Annotated in this window: 15 protein-coding genes; 8 read left to right on the plus strand and 7 right to left on the minus strand. The window is 67.7% G+C overall.

All coding sequences use genetic code 11. The annotated features are described in order from the left end of the window. The first annotated feature begins 40 nt into the window (after positions 1–40). Complete coding sequence (locus ACZ5ZX_RS01330; protein ID WP_465500105.1) at positions 41–1,039, plus strand: ABC transporter substrate-binding protein; 999 nt, start codon at positions 41–43, stop codon at positions 1,037–1,039. A gap of 76 nt (positions 1,040–1,115) precedes the next feature. On the opposite strand, the gene ACZ5ZX_RS01335 is transcribed toward ACZ5ZX_RS01330, so the two are convergent. After that, positions 1,116–1,973, minus strand: coding sequence for an alpha/beta fold hydrolase (locus ACZ5ZX_RS01335; RefSeq protein WP_465500106.1), 858 nt, complete (start codon positions 1,971–1,973; stop codon positions 1,116–1,118). An 84-nt stretch (positions 1,974–2,057) separates the two neighbouring features. Next, positions 2,058–3,470 (minus strand): M20/M25/M40 family metallo-hydrolase, encoded by a 1,413-nt coding sequence (locus ACZ5ZX_RS01340; RefSeq protein WP_465500107.1) that lies wholly within the window; start codon positions 3,468–3,470, stop codon positions 2,058–2,060. A 373-nt stretch (positions 3,471–3,843) separates the two neighbouring features. On the opposite strand from ACZ5ZX_RS01340, the gene pdhA reads away from it, so the two are divergent. Genes pdhA through ACZ5ZX_RS01355 form a run of 3 tightly spaced genes read left to right on the plus strand, consistent with a single transcriptional unit; the run spans position 3,844 to position 7,391 of the window. Then, the gene (pdhA, locus tag ACZ5ZX_RS01345) at positions 3,844–5,049 is read left to right on the plus strand and encodes a pyruvate dehydrogenase (acetyl-transferring) E1 component subunit alpha (protein ID WP_465500108.1); all 1,206 of its coding nucleotides are present in this window, start codon (positions 3,844–3,846) and stop codon (positions 5,047–5,049) included. A 1-nt stretch (position 5,050) separates the two neighbouring features. After that, positions 5,051–6,043: an alpha-ketoacid dehydrogenase subunit beta gene (locus ACZ5ZX_RS01350; RefSeq protein ID WP_465500109.1), complete on the plus strand. Its 993-nt coding sequence runs from the start codon at positions 5,051–5,053 to the stop codon at positions 6,041–6,043. Between the two features lie 16 nt (positions 6,044–6,059). Continuing rightward, positions 6,060–7,391 carry a dihydrolipoamide acetyltransferase family protein gene (locus tag ACZ5ZX_RS01355; RefSeq protein WP_465500110.1) on the plus strand — a complete coding sequence of 444 codons (1,332 nt, stop codon included), beginning with the start codon at positions 6,060–6,062 and terminating at the stop codon, positions 7,389–7,391. A gap of 49 nt (positions 7,392–7,440) precedes the next feature. Here the strand turns inward: ACZ5ZX_RS01355 and ACZ5ZX_RS01360 are convergent, their stop codons facing one another. After that, complete coding sequence (locus ACZ5ZX_RS01360) at positions 7,441–8,220, minus strand: polysaccharide deacetylase family protein (protein WP_465500111.1); 780 nt, start codon at positions 8,218–8,220, stop codon at positions 7,441–7,443. Positions 8,221–8,436: 216 nt separating this feature from the next. Between ACZ5ZX_RS01360 and ACZ5ZX_RS01365 the strand changes: the two genes are divergently transcribed. Both ACZ5ZX_RS01365 and ACZ5ZX_RS01370 read left to right on the plus strand, forming a co-directional pair. Next, on the plus strand, positions 8,437–9,006 hold the full coding sequence (locus ACZ5ZX_RS01365) for a TetR/AcrR family transcriptional regulator (RefSeq protein ID WP_465500999.1): 570 nt from the start codon (positions 8,437–8,439) through the stop codon (positions 9,004–9,006). 23 nt (positions 9,007–9,029) lie between these two features. After that, positions 9,030–10,979 carry an ABC transporter ATP-binding protein gene (locus ACZ5ZX_RS01370; protein ID WP_465500112.1) on the plus strand — a complete coding sequence of 650 codons (1,950 nt, stop codon included), beginning with the start codon at positions 9,030–9,032 and terminating at the stop codon, positions 10,977–10,979. Here the strand turns inward: ACZ5ZX_RS01370 and ACZ5ZX_RS01375 are convergent. Further along, the gene (locus ACZ5ZX_RS01375; protein WP_465500113.1) at positions 10,972–11,907 is read right to left on the minus strand and encodes a quinone oxidoreductase family protein; all 936 of its coding nucleotides are present in this window, start codon (positions 11,905–11,907) and stop codon (positions 10,972–10,974) included. The genes ACZ5ZX_RS01370 and ACZ5ZX_RS01375 overlap by 8 nt on opposite strands. Positions 11,908–11,995: 88 nt before the next feature. Here ACZ5ZX_RS01375 and ACZ5ZX_RS01380 point away from each other — a divergent pair, with 88 nt between their 5' ends. Beyond that, a complete protein-coding gene (locus ACZ5ZX_RS01380) occupies positions 11,996–12,553 on the plus strand; it encodes a TetR/AcrR family transcriptional regulator (protein WP_465500114.1) in 558 nt (185 codons plus the stop codon). Here the strand turns inward: ACZ5ZX_RS01380 and ACZ5ZX_RS01385 are convergent. Further along, complete coding sequence (locus ACZ5ZX_RS01385) at positions 12,550–13,842, minus strand: hypothetical protein (protein ID WP_465500115.1); 1,293 nt, start codon at positions 13,840–13,842, stop codon at positions 12,550–12,552. The two genes, ACZ5ZX_RS01380 and ACZ5ZX_RS01385, sit on opposite strands and share 4 nt — an antisense overlap. 58 nt (positions 13,843–13,900) lie before the next feature. Here ACZ5ZX_RS01385 and ACZ5ZX_RS01390 point away from each other — a divergent pair, with 58 nt between their 5' ends. After that, the gene (locus ACZ5ZX_RS01390; RefSeq protein ID WP_465500116.1) at positions 13,901–14,383 is read left to right on the plus strand and encodes an FxsA family protein; all 483 of its coding nucleotides are present in this window, start codon (positions 13,901–13,903) and stop codon (positions 14,381–14,383) included. 69 nt (positions 14,384–14,452) lie between these two features. On the opposite strand, the gene ACZ5ZX_RS01395 is transcribed toward ACZ5ZX_RS01390, so the two are convergent. Both ACZ5ZX_RS01395 and ACZ5ZX_RS01400 read right to left on the minus strand, forming a co-directional pair. Beyond that, on the minus strand, positions 14,453–15,043 hold the full coding sequence (locus ACZ5ZX_RS01395) for an SCP2 sterol-binding domain-containing protein (RefSeq protein ID WP_465501000.1): 591 nt from the start codon (positions 15,041–15,043) through the stop codon (positions 14,453–14,455). Positions 15,044–15,128: 85 nt separating this feature from the next. Next, positions 15,129–15,764, minus strand: a complete 636-nt coding sequence (locus tag ACZ5ZX_RS01400; RefSeq protein WP_465500117.1) for an SCP2 sterol-binding domain-containing protein — start codon at positions 15,762–15,764, stop codon at positions 15,129–15,131. Positions 15,765–15,848 lie beyond the last annotated feature (84 nt).

Below are 15,848 nucleotides of genomic sequence, written 5' to 3' on the forward strand. Positions count from 1 at the left end.
CTAACGACGAAACCTGGTTCGACGGCGAAAGAAGATCTCCATGCACCTCTCTCGACGCGGCTTTCTCGCCGGTACCGCGGCGCTCGGCGCGACCGGCCTCCTGACCGCTTGCGGCTACCAGGAGGAGAAACCCGCGTCCGGGGGCGGCACGACGTGGTCCTACACCGACGACCGCGGCCGCAAACTCGAAGGTGAGCGGCCGACCCGGATCGTCGCGCAGGTGACCGCCGCCGCGGCGCTGTGGGATCTGGGCGTGAAGTCGGTCGGGATCTTCGGCCCGTCGAAATTCGCCGACGGCAAGCCGGACCCGCAGGCGGGCGGCGTCGACCTGAACACGGTGACGTCGCTCGGGAACGTCTGGAACGAGTTCAACTTCGACAAGTTCGTCTCGCTGAACCCGCAGCTGCTGGTCAGCGTGATGTACCTCAAGGAACAGATGTGGTACGTCCCGGACACGCAGACGGAGAAGATCGACAAGGCCGCGCCGAGCGTCGGGATCCGGTTGCAGGACATCTCGATGCCCGAGGGGATCGCGAAGTTCATCTCGCTCGCGAAGGCGCTCGGCGCCGACACGGAGACTCCTGCGATCAAGGCCGCGAAGGAAGAGTACGAGAAGGCTGACGCCGCGCTCGCCGAGGCGGCCAAGAAGGCCGCCGGGCTGAAGATCCTGCTGGTGTCCGCGCAGAAGGACGCCGTCTACGTCTCGAACGCGCCGAAGTTCGCGACCTCGAAGCACTACCAGAGCAAGGGGCTGAACTTCGTCACGCCGGAGGCGCCGGACGAGAGCCAGGGCGGGTACTACCAGCAGATCAGCTGGGAGAACATCGGGAAGTACCCCGCCGACGTGATCATGTACGACAACCGCGGCGGTTCGCTTTCGCTCGGCCCGGACGGGCTGGGCGGCGTGCCGACCTGGGATCAGCTGCCCGCGGTGAAGGCCGGGAAGCTGATCCCCTGGAACAACGAGACGCCGTTCTCGTACCAGCGCTTCACGCCGCAACTGACGGAACTGACCGCGGCACTGAACAAGTTCGCGTAGGAGCTGAAGGGCCCTTTCCCCTCATCTCACGCGGTGAAGGGCCCTTTCCTCGCATCGCATGCGGGGAAAGGGCCCTTCAGCCCAGGAACTCCCGTAGCGCGGCGGCGAGGTCGGCCGGGTTGTCCTCCGCCATGTGGTGCCCGGACTCGATGGCGAAGCCGCGCACGTCCTCGGCCCAGTCGCGCCACACCGCGACCGGGTCGCCGTACAGGTCGCCGAGATCGTCGAGGCTGGACCACAGGACCAGCACCGGGCACGCGATCTTGTTCCCGGCCGCCTTGTCTGCGTCGTCGGCCTCGCGGTCGGGGCCGAGACCGGCCCGGTAATCCTCGAGCATGGCGTGGACGGTTTCGGGATCGTGGATCGCACGCTGGTAATCGGCGTGGTTCTCCGCCCCCATCTTCGCCGGATCACCGCGGTACCAGGCGTCCGGATCGGCGTTGATCACGCGTTCGGCGGGTTTCGCGAGCTGGCCGAAGAAGAACCAGTGCCACCAGGCCTGCGCGAACTTCGCGTCCGCGCGGGAAAGATGCTCGCCGATCGGGATGCCGTCGAGGATGGCCAGCTTCGTGACGGCTTCCGGGTGATCGAAGGCCAGCCGGTAGGCGACGGCGCTGCCGCGGTCATGACCGGCGACGGCGAACCGTTCGTGGCCGAGGTGCCGCATGAGCGCGACGATCTGCCGGGCCATGGCGCGTTTCGAGTGCGCGGAGTGGTCTTCGGTGGTCTCGGGTTTCGAGGACTGGCCGTAGCCGGGAAGGTCCGGGCAGACGACGGTGAACGCGTCCGCGAGCCGGGGCGCGACGTCGTACCAGGTGGTGTGGGTGCGGGGATGTCCGTGCAGAAGAACGAGAGGCGGTCCCGAGCCGCCGTGACGGACTCTTAAGGTCGCTTCGCCGACGTCGACGTTCTCAAGCTCGAAACCCTCGAACATGATCCTCCCGTACGCGCAAGGAAAGGTCCTTTCCTGGCAAATTTTGCAAGGAAAGGACCTTTCATTGCAGCGTGAGCGGGAGGATCAGCTCCGCGCGTGCGCGTCCAGGATGTGCGCGACCGCCTCGGTGACCCGCTGCGCGAAGTCGATGTTCAGCCACTCGTCGGGCACGTGGATGTTCGAGTCCGGGCCGCAGGCGCCGGTGACCACGAACTGCGCCTCCGGGTACTTCTCGCCGAGCAGACCCATGAACGGGATCGACCCGCCCATGCCGTAACTCTTGTGCGGCGCGCCGAAGACCTCGCCGCTCACGCGGTGCAGGACGGCGTCGAGCCACGGCGCGGTGTCCGGCGCGTTCCAGCCGTTCTCGGCCTGGAAGTCGCCCAGTTCGACCGAAGCGTCGTAGGGGACGTCGGTGGTGAGCACGCGGCGGACGGCCTCCATCGCGGCCTTCGCGTCGGCGGTCGGGGGAAGCCGGAAGCTCAGCGTGAGCGTGGTGCTGGCGCGCAGCACGTTGCCCGCCTCCGCCGGGAGCGGGAAGCCTTCCGCGCCGATCACCGAAAGCGTCGGCCGCCACGAGTTGTTGAGCAGCAGTTCGAGATCGTCGTCGGAAACCGGACGGCCGACCACGGGGAAGAGCGTCTTCGCCGCCCCGGGCGCGATCTCGACGACGCCGCGAGCCTCCTCGACGCGGTTCTCCGGGATGTCGACGCTCAGTTCGGCGAGCTTGATCTCGCCGGTCTCGGCGTTCTCGATCCGGTCGAGCAGCGCGCGCAGCACGCGGAACGAACTCGCCACGATGCCGCTGGCCATGCCGGAGTGCTGCGCCGATTCGAGCACCTTCACGGTGACGTTGACGTGCAGCATCCCGCGCAGGCTGGTGGTCAGCCACAGGCGCTCGTAGTCCGTGCCGCCCGCGTCGAGGCAGACGACCAGCGAGACCGCGCCGAGCCGCTCCTTCAGGTGCTCGACGTACGCCGGGAGGTCCGGGCTGCCGGACTCCTCACCGGTCTCGAGCAGCACGACCGCGCGGGAGTGCTCGCCACCGGCGGCGCGCACGGCTTCGATCGCCGTGGTCGCCGCGTAGCCGGAGTAGCCGTCGTCGACGGCGCCGCGGCCGTACAGCCGCCCATCGCGGATCACCGGCGTCCACGGGTCGAGGCCCTCGGACCAGCCGCCGACCGGGGGCTGCTTGTCGAGGTGCCCGTACATCAGCACGGTGCCCTTGTCAGCCGCCTCGGACGTCGCCGGGATGTCGACGACCAGTAACGGGCTGCGGCCTTCGAGCTCCACGACCTCGAGCGTCGCGCCGGGGATTTCCCGGGCGGCGATCCAGGACCGGACATGCTCGACGGCGGCGGCCAGATGACCGCTCTTCGCCCACTCGGAGTCGAAGGCCGGCGACAAGGCGGGGATCGCCACCAGGCCGGACAGGCTGGGAAGGACGTCGTGCGCCCAGTTCGAAACCACGGTTTCGCGTACGGATTTCTGCTCCACGTCCGCCATCCTGCCACGGGGACGGGAGGGTGTGATGGGTCACAACGACGGGCACGGATCGTCATCGATCAAGCCGGGCAGGACACCCGTCCGGACGTGTCGCCCGCTGGTCGGCGCGCGGGTGAATCCCCTACTTTCGGCGGCCCCACACTCGGTCTTCCTAGCATTTCCCCTGATCAGACACCCTTTCTCAGCAACAAATCAGCATCCGCCACTGACCAAAACGCCGTCCGGCATGCCAGGATGTGCGCACGAACCGTCAACGCCGATGGTGACCCAGCGCTTCAGATCCGACGCGCTGGTCCCCGCCGGCGCAGTCACTGTGGCCGCCACAAGTGGCCGCCAGAGGCGCCGACACCAAGGAGAACAGCGCATGCCGTCCGAACACTGGACGCACCCGGAGCCTGGAGATGGACCCGCCGCGGTAGCGGCGCAACCTTCCCCCGAACAGGTGATCGCCGGTTTGCGAGCAACGAGCGAAGGTGGCGCTGAGCTGACTCAGCTGCTCACCCCCGAAGGCGAACGGGTCTCCTCGCCGCAATTCGACCGGTACGTCGACGACATCGACGCCGAAGCCCTTCGTGGCCTGTACCGCGACATGGTCTTGGTCCGCCGCGCGGACCGCGAGGCCAACGCGATGCAGCGTCAGGGCCAGCTCGGCATCTGGGTCCCGCTGCTCGGCCAGGAAGCCGCGCAGATCGGCTCCGGCCGCGCGCTGCAGAAGCGGGACATGGCGTTCCCCAGCTATCGCGAACACGGAGTCGCGTACGCCCGCGGCGTCGACCTCAAAGAGGTGCTCGGCATCTTCCGCTGCACCGACCACAGCGGCTGGGACTACCAGGCCCACGGCTTCCACCCGTACACCATCGTGATCGGCAACCAGGTGCTCAACGCCGCCGGTTACGCGATGGGCCAGAAGTTCGAAGGCAAGGTCGGCGACGACGACGGCGAAGCCACCATCTGTTACTTCGGTGACGGCGCGACTTCGCAGGGCGACGTGCACGAAGGCTTCGTGTGGGCCGCCGTCTACGACGCGCCGCTCGTGTTCTTCTGCCAGAACAACCAGTGGGCGATCTCGGAGCCCACCGAACGCCAGTCGCGGCTGCCGCTCTACCAGCGCGCCCGCGGTTACGGCTTCCCCGGCATCCGCGTGGACGGCAACGACGTCCTCGCCTGCCTCGCGGTCTCCCGCTGGGCGCTGGAGGAATGCCGTCACGGCAACGGCCCAGTGCTGATCGAGGCGTTCACCTACCGGATGGACGCGCACACCACCACCGACGACCCCACCCGTTACCGGCTCTCCGACGAGCTGGAGGAGTGGAAGCTGAAGGACCCGATCGAGCGCGTCCGGGCGTATCTCGCCCGTGGCGGCTTCGCCGATCAGGCGTTCTTCGACCAGGTCCAGGCCGATTCGGACGCCTTCGCGGCCGAGCTGCGCGACTACTGCTTCAACATGCCCGAACCACCACCCGAGCGGATCTTCGCCAACGTCTACGCGGAGTCGACGCCGATGCTGGACGCGCAGCGTGAAGAGTTCCTGTCCTATTTGGACGGTTTCGTCGGGGCGGGTGAGCACTGAGATGAGCGACCTCCAGAAACTCACCATCGGCAAGGCGATCAACCTCGGCCTCCGGCGTGCCATGGAAGAGGACCCGAAGGTCCTCATGATGGGTGAGGACGTCGGCAAGCTCGGCGGCGTCTTCCGCATCACCGACGGCCTGCAGAAGGACTTCGGCGAGCAGCGCGTGCTGGACACGCCACTCGCCGAGTCGGGCATTATCGGCACCGCGGTCGGCCTCGCCGTCCGCGGTTTCCGCCCGGTGTGCGAAATCCAGTTCGAGGGCTTCATCTTCCCCGGCTTCGACCAGATCGTGAGCCAGGTGGCGAAGCTGCATTACCGGACACAGGGCAAGGTCAAGATGCCCATCGTGATCCGGGTGCCGTTCGGCGGCGGTATCGGCGCCGTCGAGCACCACTCGGAGTCGCCGGAGTCGCTGTTCTCGCACGTCCCCGGCCTCAAGGTCGTTTCGTGCTCGAACGCCGTCGACGCGTACTGGATGATCCAGCAGGCCATCAAATCCGACGACCCGATCCTGTTCTTCGAGCCGAAGAAGCTGTACCACTCCGGCGCGATGAAGGCCGAGGTCGACACCGAAGGCACGCCGGACCCGTTGTTCAAGTCCCGTGTCGTCCGTGAGGGCACGACGGCCACCGTCGTCGCGTACGGCCCTTCGGTGAAGGTCGCGCTCGACGCGGCGACCGCGGCCGCCGACGAGGGCAAATCCCTCGAGGTCATCGACCTGCGGACGCTGTCACCGCTGGATCTGGACCCGGTGTTCGAGTCGGTGCGCAAGACCGGACGGCTCATCGCGCTGAGCGAGGCACCGTCGGAGACGTCGCTGACCTCGGAGATCGCCGCACGCGTGCAGCAGGAATGCTTCTACTCGCTCGAAGCCCCCGTGCTGCGGGTGACCGGATTCGACACGCCGTACCCGCCTGCCAAGCTCGAGGAGCATTACCTCCCCGACCTGGACCGGGTGCTGCACACCGTCGACCGTTCACTCGCCTGGTAAGGGGGAAGTTCCTGAAATGCCCGAGTACAAACAATTCCCTCTCGCCGACACGGCCGAGGGGCTGACCGAAGCCGACATCATCGCCTGGCAGGTCAAGCCGGGTGACACCGTGACGGTGAACCAGATCGTGGTCGAGGTCGAGACCGCGAAGGCCGCCGTCGAACTGCCCATCCCGTGGGCGGGCGTGGTCACCGAACTGCTCGTCGAACCGGGTCAGACGGTGGAGGTCGGCGCGCCGATCCTCACCATCGACGTCGACCCCGGCGGCAAGGCGGCCCCTGCCGCCGCCCCCGAGAAGCCGGCCGAGGAGCCTGCCGAGGAGGAGATGAAGCCGCTGGTCGGCTACGGCTCCAAGGCGGTCGTCACGCAGCGCCGGGCCCGTAAGGGTGCGGCACCCGCTGCTCCGGCGGCGCCCGCGCCCGCGCCTGCTCCCGTCGCCGCCGCGCCCGCCAAGCCCAAGGGCGGGTACGTGCCACTGGCGAAGCCGCCGGTGCGCAAGCTCGCCAAGGACCTCGGCGTCGACCTGCACGCGCTCACCGGCACCGCCGACGGCGGCGTGATCACCCGCGACGACGTGCAGGCCGCCGCGAACGGTTCCGCTCCGGCCACCCCCGTCCAGTCTGTTGTGGACAGTGGCTACGACCCCGCGACGCGGGAACGCCGGGTGCCGATCAAGGGTGTCCGCAAGGCCACCGCGGCCGCGATGGTGCAGAGCGCCTACACCGCTCCGCATGTCACGGAGTTCCTCACCGTCGACGTCACGCCGATGATGGAATTCCGGGAGAAGCTCAAGAAGTCGCGTGAGTTCGCGGGGGTCAAGGTCACCCCGCTGACGTTCGCGGCGAAGGCCGTCTGCCTGGCGGCCAAGCGCACTCCTGACGTCAACGCGGTGTGGGACGAGGCGGCACAGGAGATCGTCTACAAGGACTACGTGCACCTCGGGATCGCCGCGGCCACCCCGCGCGGACTCGTCGTGCCCAAGGTCCGTGACGCGGACTCGATGTCGCTGAAGGAACTCGCGATCGCGCTCACCGAGCTGACGGACGTCGCCCGCGAGGGCAAGACGACCCCGGCTGCCATGCTCGGCGGGACGATCACCATCACCAACGTCGGCGTCTTCGGCGTCGACACCGGTACGCCGATCATCAACCCCGGCGAGTCCGCGATCCTGTGCCTCGGCGCGATCAAGGACACCCCGTGGGTGGTCGACGGCGAGATCAAGGTGCGCAAGGTGCTCCAGCTTTCGCTGAGCTTCGACCACCGCGTGGTCGACGGGCAGCAGGGCTCGGAGTTCCTGGCCGACGTCGGCGCGCTGCTGGCCGACCCCGCGGTCGCGATCACCTACTGACCGCGCGTGAAGGCCCCCTTCCCTCGGCTGACCCGAGGGAAGGGGGCCTTCACGCGCCGAGGAAGTCGGCCAGCGGTACGGGCGTGAGGCCGTCCTTCTTGGCCTGCTCGAGGAACGCGGTGTAGTCCTGGGTGAACGTCTTGCGGAAGTGCATCAGCACGATGTCCCCTGGACGCAACTTGTCGCCGACCTGGAACTGCACATGTCCGTCGTTGACCGCCGCGGACCACAGCACCGCGACCCGCATCCCGCACGCGGAGGCCGCGCGCAGCGTGTTCGCGTCGTAGTTGCCGAACGGCGGGCGGAACAGCACCGGCCGCATCCCGAACTCGGCCTGGAAGTCGTCCGCGTCGTCGCAGATCTCCTTGCGCTGGAACTCGAACGGCTTGCCCTTGAGGTTCGGATGGTTCACGGTGTGGTCGCCGAGCGTCGCGCCGGCCGCGTCGAGGATGGCCTTGAAATAGGCCTCATGCCCCTTCACGTACTTCTGGTTCAGGAACAGCACCGGATGTGTTCCGGACTCCTTGATGAGCCGCAGCGCTTCGGGATCCTTGACCGCGCCGTCGTCCATCGTGATGAACACGTAGGGCTTGTCGGTGGCGATGCGCCGGACGACCTGGACACCGCCGTCCACCGGCGGCGGCGCCTTCTGCTGGATCGTGCCGAACGGGTAGGGGGCGGTGAACGCCGGACCAGGCGCCGCGCCGGGGGCCGGGTTCGGCTGATCGGGTTCGTCAGGCCGAGCCGCCGGACTCGGTGACGAACACGCCGCCACGGCGAGCACCACCGCCGCCAAACCGGTCGTCACCCGCCAAGGTCGCTTTGTCATGGAACCACCGCGCATTCCGCACCCCCGTTCCTCTCCGTGCTCGTGGATCGAGCAATCGTTTACACGATTGGGTGACGGGGGAGGTGGGGGTTACGTTGCGCGACGGCCTGCCAAATGTGACCCAGTGCACCCGATCAAATCGACTTGACGGAGTGAGCGCTCACTCCGCAGACTGGTCGCATGACTGAAACCACCGCCCGGCGGAGAGCGCCGGGGATGAGCGCCGACGAGAGGCGCCGGATGATCGTCCAGTCCGTGCTGCCGTTGCTGGTGGAACACGGAGCCGGTGTCACCTCCGCCCAGATCGCCCGTGCCGCCGGGATCGGCGAAGGCACGGTCTTCCGCGTGTTCAAAGACAAAGACGAACTCTTCGCCACTTGCTTCGCCGAAGCGCTGAAGCCCGATCAGGTGCTCGACGCGATCGCGGTCATCGACCTCGATCAGCCTCTCGAAGACAGGCTCGTCGAGGCGGCCGACGCACTCAGCGCGCACCTCCAGCGGATGGGTGCGCTGATGGCCGCGATGCACGGTTCCGGCAACCGCCCGGCCCGCCGTGACCCCGTCGGCAAGGACCGGCGGCGGGAATCGATGGGCGTGATGCGGGACGCCATGGCCGAACTGTTCGAACCGGAGCGGAAACGACTTCGGCTGCCGTCGGCGCAGCTGGCGGCGCTGTTCCTGTCGTTGCTGTTCAGCGGCCGGATGCGGTTCGACGAAAACGGCGACGAACCGACCACGATGGAACTCGTCGACGTCTTCCTCAACGGCGCCTTGGGGCCCGCGTGATCGGCCCGCCGGGTGGGGGCGGCATGGAGATATTCCTGGCCCGCGGCGGCAGACGCCGCCGTCCACCGACGACAGTGCCCGACAGCGGGCTGACCGGCCCGGTCGACATCCCGGAGCCCGAGCCCGAAACCGGCCCGAAGGATCTGAAGTCACGACTCGACCGCATGTGGGTCAACGTCGCGGGCACGGTTCGCGGGCTCCCGAAGGTCGCGAAGCTGACCTGGCAGGCGAGCCCGGTCCTGACCATCACGATCACCGTGGTGACCCTGCTGTCCGGTCTCCTTCCGACGGCGACCGCCTACATCGCGAAGCTGCTGATCGATTCGGTGGTCGCGGCGATCCAGGGCCACGGCACCAAGGGCGCGATCGTCGGTGTCGCGCTGTTCCAGTTCGGTGCACTGGTGCTCACCGCGCTCTCGCAGGCGGTGACCACCTATGGCCAGTCCCTGTTGCAGGAACGGATGACGCTGACCATCCGCCACCAGGTGATGAGTCACGCGAGCAGGCTGCACCTGTCGTACTTCGAGGGATCCGCCTCCTACGACATGCTGCGCCAGGCCGCGCAGGAGGCGCCGACCCGGCCGCTGTCGATGATGAACTCGGCGCTGGGACTGGTGCGCACGGCGATCACCTTCAGCAGCATGGTCGCGCTGCTCGTCTCGATCAGCCCGCTGCTGGCGCTGGTCGCACTCGTGGCGCCGATCCCCGCGTTCATCTCACAGTCCAAATACGGTGCCCGCGCGTTCTGGCTGACGCTGCTGATGTCACCGCTGAAACGGCGGATGGACTATCTGTCCTCTTTGGTCACGACGGACACCTACGCCAAGGAAACCAAGCTCTTCGGCCTCGGCCCGTACTTCGTCGACCGGTTCCAGCGGCTCGGCCAGGTGTTCTACGAACGCCAGCGGATACTGACCCGCAAACGCAGCGTCAGTTCGACGTCCTGGGGCCTGCTGAGCACCGCCGCCGGATCCGCGATCGCGCTGTACATCGCGCTGGAGGCCGTCGGCGGCAGGCTCACGCTCGGCGATCTCGCGCTGTACACGGCCGCCGCGGCCTCGGTGCAGACGTCGGTCCAGGGCCTGTTCACCGCGTTTTCCGGCATGTACGAGAACAATCTCTATCTCGACACGCTGTATCGCTTCCTCGGCACGAAACCGGAGATCGTCGCGCCGCCGGAGCCGCGCCCGCTTCCGTCCACTGTGGAGGGACACATCGAGTTCGAGGAAGTGTCCTTCACCTACCCGGGCGCCGCCGAACCGGCACTCGACGGCGTGAGCTTCGAGATCCGGCCGGGTGAAACGGTCGCCGTCGTCGGCCGCAACGGAGCCGGGAAGTCGACGCTGTTCAAACTGCTGTGCCGGCTCTATGACCCGACGGGTGGGCGGATCCTGCTCGACGGCGTCGACATCCGCGAGTACGACCCCGTCGAACTGCGGCGGCGGATCAGCGCGATGTTCCAGGACTACGTGACCTACCAGGGCACCGCGGCCGAGAACATCGGACTGGGCGACCTGACGCATCTCGTCGACCGCGAGCGGATCGAGGAGTCGGCGAAACGGGCCGGTGCCGACGAGCGGATCGAACGGCTGCCCAACGGGTACGACAGCCCGCTCGGCCGCTGGTTCGACCAGGGCGTCAGCCTTTCCGGCGGGGAATGGCAGAAGATCGCGCTGGCCAGGGCGTTCCTGCGGGAGGCGCCGATCCTGATCCTCGACGAACCGACGTCCGCGCTGGACGCCCAAGCCGAGCACGACCTCTTCTCTCGCCTACGGGAGCTTTCGGAGGGACGTACGACGCTGTACATCTCCCACCGGTTCTCCACCGTCCGGCAGGCGGAGCGGATTCTGTTGCTGGAGCACGGAAAGGTCGCCGAGTACGGCACACACGAAGAGCTGATGGCTGCGAAGGCGGGCTACGCCGAACTGTTCACCCTGCAGGCCGCCGCGTATCTCGACGAGGCCGTCAGTTGACGGTCAGCACGACCCGGCCCCGGCCCGCACGGCTTTCGACTCGCTGGTGGGCCGCCGCCGCTTCTTCGAGCGGGTAGACGCGGTCGATCGCCGTGAGCATGCCGTTCGCCACCTGGTCCAGCGCCAGGGGGCGGGCGGCGTTCACGTCGGTGGCGAAACCGGTGCCGCCGAAGCCGACCATCGTGAGCCCGCGTGGCAGGAGATCCATCGCCGTGATCGTCGGCAGCGACCCGCTGAGCAGCCCGTAGACCAGGATCCGGCCCCGGCCGGGCGTCATCTTGGCGAGCAGTCCGGTGGTCTCCGGTCCGCCGATGGAAGCGAAGACGACGTCGATCCCGTCCGGCAGTTTCGAACGCCACTCGGGGTCGTCGTGGTCGAGCACGAGGTCCGGGGCCAGGTGTGCGACCGTGCCGGCCTTCCCGGCACCGGTAGTGACGACCACCCGCACATCGCGGTCGGCGGCGAACCTGGCGAGATAGCCGCCGAGCGCGCCGCCTGCCGCCTCGATCAGGATCGTCTCACCCTCCGCGAGCTTCGCGGTCCGGACGAGCGCGAGCGCGACGGACGCCGGAACGGCCGCCGCGACGGCGTCCACCGCGTCGAGGCCGTCCGGGATCGCGATCGCGTCCTTCTGGGGCACAACGAAGAACTCCGCGTAGGCGCCACCCGTCATCGACATCGCGACGACCCGGCGTCCGACGAGCGCGGCGTCGTCCGCCTCGATCACCACGCCCGCGGCCTCGTGCCCGAAAACCGCCGGAAGTTCACCGGCGGGCAGCGCCCCTGACCGCAACTGGATCTCGTACCAGGGGACCGCGATCGCCTCGGTCCGGATCAAGACCTCACCCGCTTTCCGTTCCGGCACCGGGACGTCCTCGACCCACAGCACTTCCGGACCACCTTGCGCCCGCATCAGCACCGCACGCATCACTTCACCCCATCGTCTAACTGGACCGCCGGTCAAGTTCTCTGCCGGTAATATATGGACCGACGGTCAACTTGTCGAGGGGACACCGATGGCAGCGGAACGCGCGGACGCCGCCCGCAACCGACGGGCGATCCTGCGCGCCACCGAAGAACTCCTGGCCGAGCACGGTCCCGGCCACGTGTCGATGGAACGCGTGGCGGCCGCGGCAGGCGTCGGCAAAGGCACGGTCTTCCACCGGTTCACCAATCGCGCCGGGCTGATGAGCGCGCTGATCGAGGAGCGCATGCGCGCCCACAACGAGGCGTTCACGTCCGGCCCGCCACCGCTCGGCCCCGGGGCTCCGCCGCGTGAACGGCTGACGGCGTTCTTCGACGCCGTCGTCGCGGTGGCGACCCGGAACGTCGCGCTCATGGCGGCGTTCGAAAAGTCCGCGGAACACCGGCACCAGAACGATCTCTACGCCACCTGGCACGCACACGTCAGCGGGCTGATCGCCGACGCGCGGGCGGATCTCGACGCGGAGGTGATCGCGCACATCCTGCTCGGTTCGCTGCGCAGCGAACTGGTCGCGCACCTGCTCGAGAGCGGGGAGTCGGCACGGCTGGCGGACGCGCTGCGATCGATGGTGGACAACCTGCTGGATTAGCTCCGCCGGACGTAGCGCTCCGGCAATTCGGTCGCGACGACCTCGACGTTGTTGAGATGAATGCTCTTCACCGGGCCTTTTCTGTCCTCGTCGACCTCGAAACTCATGTTCTCCATCCGGGATTTGCTGATCAACAGCACGGACACGTCTTCGCCGGGACCGCGAAGCGAGAAGGTGCCGCCGGTCAGCGTCGAATCCGTGATGAAGAAGTCGCGGTGATCCAGCCCGATGATCCCGCTGTAGTCGAATACGCACTCCGAGAAGGTGCAGCCTTCGAACCTGGTCCGGATCGAGTATTCGCCGTGGCCGGTGATCACGAAGGTCGCGTCGCTGAAATCACAATCCCTGAAGGCGAACCGGCCCCACTGACTCCAATCGCTGTCGAAGACCAAACGACCCGAAAACCGCACATCGGAAAAGGTGCTGCCCCGCTCGAACCGAAACTCGCCGTCCCGGAACTCGGCACCGCGGTAGGTGACCGTGGTCGCGTTCTTCGGTCCGATCCGGAAGAGACCCCGTTCGAAGATCGCATCGTCGTACCGCAGCCGCCCGGTGGTGGCCAGGTCCATCACGACCGGCTCGGTGAACGTGGTGCCGGTCAGGTCGAGATCCAGCGCGTTCCCCCGCCAGTTCTCATCGAGCCTGTCCCGCAGCACCCGGAGAACGGACTCCCGCACCTTGCGCTCGGACGCGTCGTCGGAAACCGGCAAGCGGAGGTAACCGCAGAGCACGTCGACGCAGATCTGCCGGTTCGTGACCCAGTCGTCGGCGAGCCCCGCCATCGCGTACAGCCCGGCGAGCCGCACCGCCGCGTTCTCGTGGGCGAGTTGTTCCGCGGCGGTACCGAACCGTTCGTTGAAGCCCTGCGCCCGCTCGCGTTCGTCCTTGGCCTGCGCCAGCAGGTGCTCCGACTCCGAGACCCGCTGCTTGCGCAGGTTCACCGCGAGCAGCACCACACCGCCGAGCCCGGCGACCACCGCGAGCGCGATCTTGAGCAGTTCGAGGACCTCTGTGGTGCCGAAGGACGTCGCCGACGGAAGACTCGGGAAGCCGAGCAGCCACAGCAGCCCTGCACCGGCCGCCCCGGCGACCACCAGCGCGAGCGTCATCCACTGGAGCACCGCCCCGGTGATGGGCTTGTGCCGCCAGGGCTCGATCAGCCGGAGCCCGTCACGGATCCGGCGCCGCCGCAGCCGCCGGATCCGGCCGATGGCCAAGATCACCAGCACCAGGGCGGCCGTCGCGCCACCGAGTACACGAGGGTCGCCGCGACCCAGCCAGGTCCACACGATCGACCACCGTATCGGGGGTTGGGAGCAAAACGGGCAAGCCGTACGTTGTCCAGGTATGGCTGTCGCGTTCCTGCTCTATGTCGTCGCCGAGATCGCCGCCGTCTGGGCGGTGGGCTCGGCCATTGGCGTGCTCGGCACGATCGCGCTGCTCTTCGCCGGCGCGTTCATCGGCTCCTGGCTCGCCCGCCGCGAAGGCGGCCGCGCCTTCCGCGCGTTCGCCGAGTCCGCGCGGCTCGGCCGCCCGGCCGACGCGGAGCGCGAACTCACCGACGGGATGCTGATCGGCCTCGGCGGGCTGCTGATCCTGCTCCCCGGTTTCGTCAGCGACGTCATCGGCCTGCTGTTCATCCTGCCGCCGACGCGGAGTGTCGCGCGCAAGGTCTGGCAGAAGCGGATGCAGCGCCGCGCGATCAAGTTCGCCAACCGGTCACCCGGGCCGGTGATGGTGGTGGACAGCGAGGTCGTCACCGACACCCCGCCCGCCGAGGCCGCCAGGAAGCAGCCGCCGGTGATCGAAGGCCGCATCGTCGAGGGCTGAAGGGCGCCTTCACCGCATCACACGCGACGAAAGCGTCCTTCACCGCGTCGCATGCGGTGAAGGACGCTTTCAGCCCCCGCTCGGCTTCGGTATGTCGAAATACCCGCTGAACCGCACCGCCGGCGCGTATTCGCCCTTGACCTTCACCTTGCCGGTCACGAACATCGCGGCCACGGCCGCGTTACCAGTGGCCATCCGGATGAAATCGTCGACCGACAGCGTGATGGTCGTGTCCGGAGTACGCGCGAGATCGGTGCTGGAAACGCAGACGCCGTCTTCGATGACCGTTTGAAAGCGGTCGAAACCGTCTTCGCCGTCACCGTCGGTAAAACGCCACGCGACGACGAAGTTGACATGTTGCGCGCGTTCCGGTGCGAAATGGTCCGACATTCTGCGGAAAATCTCGTCGAGGAACGCCGAACGCAGTTCCGGATGGTCGGCGATCGCTTTGAGCTGCTCTCGTGACGCCCGCTGCACGACGTCGACGAGCACCTCGGTCTCCAGCGAGCTCAACTCGATGCCCGCACCGGTTTCGCCAAGCATGTGCAGGGTTTCCAGCACCTGCACGAACTGTTCAGGGCTCAATTTCGCGAGTTCGATCTTCTCCGCGAAGGCGTTGACGACGTGCTCGCCCGCGGTACGCGTCTTGTGCAGCCGCAACGGACGAGAAAGGCGCACCTTGTCCCGCCAGCGCCGGTTCGGAGAATTTCGGGGCACGGCCGGAAGTGTAACCGCTTCGCCGGACTCAGGACGGTTTCGGAAGGTCGAAGAAACCGATCAAGCCCGCCGCGAAGGCCAGGTCACCTTTTACTTTGATCTTTCCGGTGACGAATAGCACAGCGGGTGTCGCCTGATGGGTGATGAGCCGGAAGAAATCGACGGGCGCGATCGTGATCGTCACCCTCGGCTTCTCTTTCATCTGCCTGCTGACCGTGCATTCACCGTGCGAGATCACCGTCTCGTAGCGGTCGTACCCGCCGTCGCCGGTGCCGCCCGACAGCCGCCAGTGGACCACCGCGTGCAGTGTCTTCGCGCGATCCTGCCGGATGTGCGCGCCCATGCGGTCGAAGATCTCGCGCAGCACGCGCTCCCGCAGCGGCCGTTCGGCGACGACGCTCTCGAGTTGCGTACGCGAGGCGCGGGCGACGAGGTTCGCGAACCGGACCGGGTCCACCTTGCGGAGATCGAAGGCGGGCGCGGACTGGGCGAGCCGTCCGAGCGCGGTCAGCAGCCGTCGGACGTCGTCCTTGCCGAGGTCCTTCGGGTCGATGGCGCCCGCGACCTCGTTGACGTCGAGCGAGTGCGCCTCGGCCGAATCCGGCTCGATCCGTTCCAGCTCGTCGACCAGCGCGCGGCCGGTCAGCCCCACGATCTCGGTCATCTGCCCTCCAGCTCCGCCTACCCGAGCGTAAGGCTACCCGCCAGTAGGTAGTCGGGCAAGCGTGCCGAAATCACCCGTGCCGGG

The organism is Amycolatopsis sp. NPDC033938, assembly GCF_055575975.1.

What these genes read in the sequence shown, in the direction of transcription:
- ACZ5ZX_RS01330 (WP_465500105.1), top strand. Translation starts at nt 41, where the DNA reads ATGCACCTCTCTCGACGCGGCTTTCTCGCCGGTACCGCGGCGCTCGGC.
- ACZ5ZX_RS01335 (WP_465500106.1), bottom strand. Translation starts at nt 1,973, where the DNA reads ATGTTCGAGGGTTTCGAGCTTGAGAACGTCGACGTCGGCGAAGCGACC.
- pdhA (WP_465500108.1), top strand. Translation starts at nt 3,844, where the DNA reads ATGCCGTCCGAACACTGGACGCACCCGGAGCCTGGAGATGGACCCGCC.
- ACZ5ZX_RS01350 (WP_465500109.1), top strand. Translation starts at nt 5,051, where the DNA reads ATGAGCGACCTCCAGAAACTCACCATCGGCAAGGCGATCAACCTCGGC.
- ACZ5ZX_RS01355 (WP_465500110.1), top strand. Translation starts at nt 6,060, where the DNA reads ATGCCCGAGTACAAACAATTCCCTCTCGCCGACACGGCCGAGGGGCTG.
- ACZ5ZX_RS01360 (WP_465500111.1), bottom strand. Translation starts at nt 8,220, where the DNA reads ATGACAAAGCGACCTTGGCGGGTGACGACCGGTTTGGCGGCGGTGGTG.
- ACZ5ZX_RS01365 (WP_465500999.1), top strand. Translation starts at nt 8,437, where the DNA reads ATGAGCGCCGACGAGAGGCGCCGGATGATCGTCCAGTCCGTGCTGCCG.
- ACZ5ZX_RS01370 (WP_465500112.1), top strand. Translation starts at nt 9,030, where the DNA reads ATGGAGATATTCCTGGCCCGCGGCGGCAGACGCCGCCGTCCACCGACG.
- ACZ5ZX_RS01375 (WP_465500113.1), bottom strand. Translation starts at nt 11,907, where the DNA reads ATGCGTGCGGTGCTGATGCGGGCGCAAGGTGGTCCGGAAGTGCTGTGG.
- ACZ5ZX_RS01380 (WP_465500114.1), top strand. Translation starts at nt 11,996, where the DNA reads ATGGCAGCGGAACGCGCGGACGCCGCCCGCAACCGACGGGCGATCCTG.
- ACZ5ZX_RS01390 (WP_465500116.1), top strand. Translation starts at nt 13,901, where the DNA reads ATGGCTGTCGCGTTCCTGCTCTATGTCGTCGCCGAGATCGCCGCCGTC.
- ACZ5ZX_RS01400 (WP_465500117.1), bottom strand. Translation starts at nt 15,764, where the DNA reads ATGACCGAGATCGTGGGGCTGACCGGCCGCGCGCTGGTCGACGAGCTG.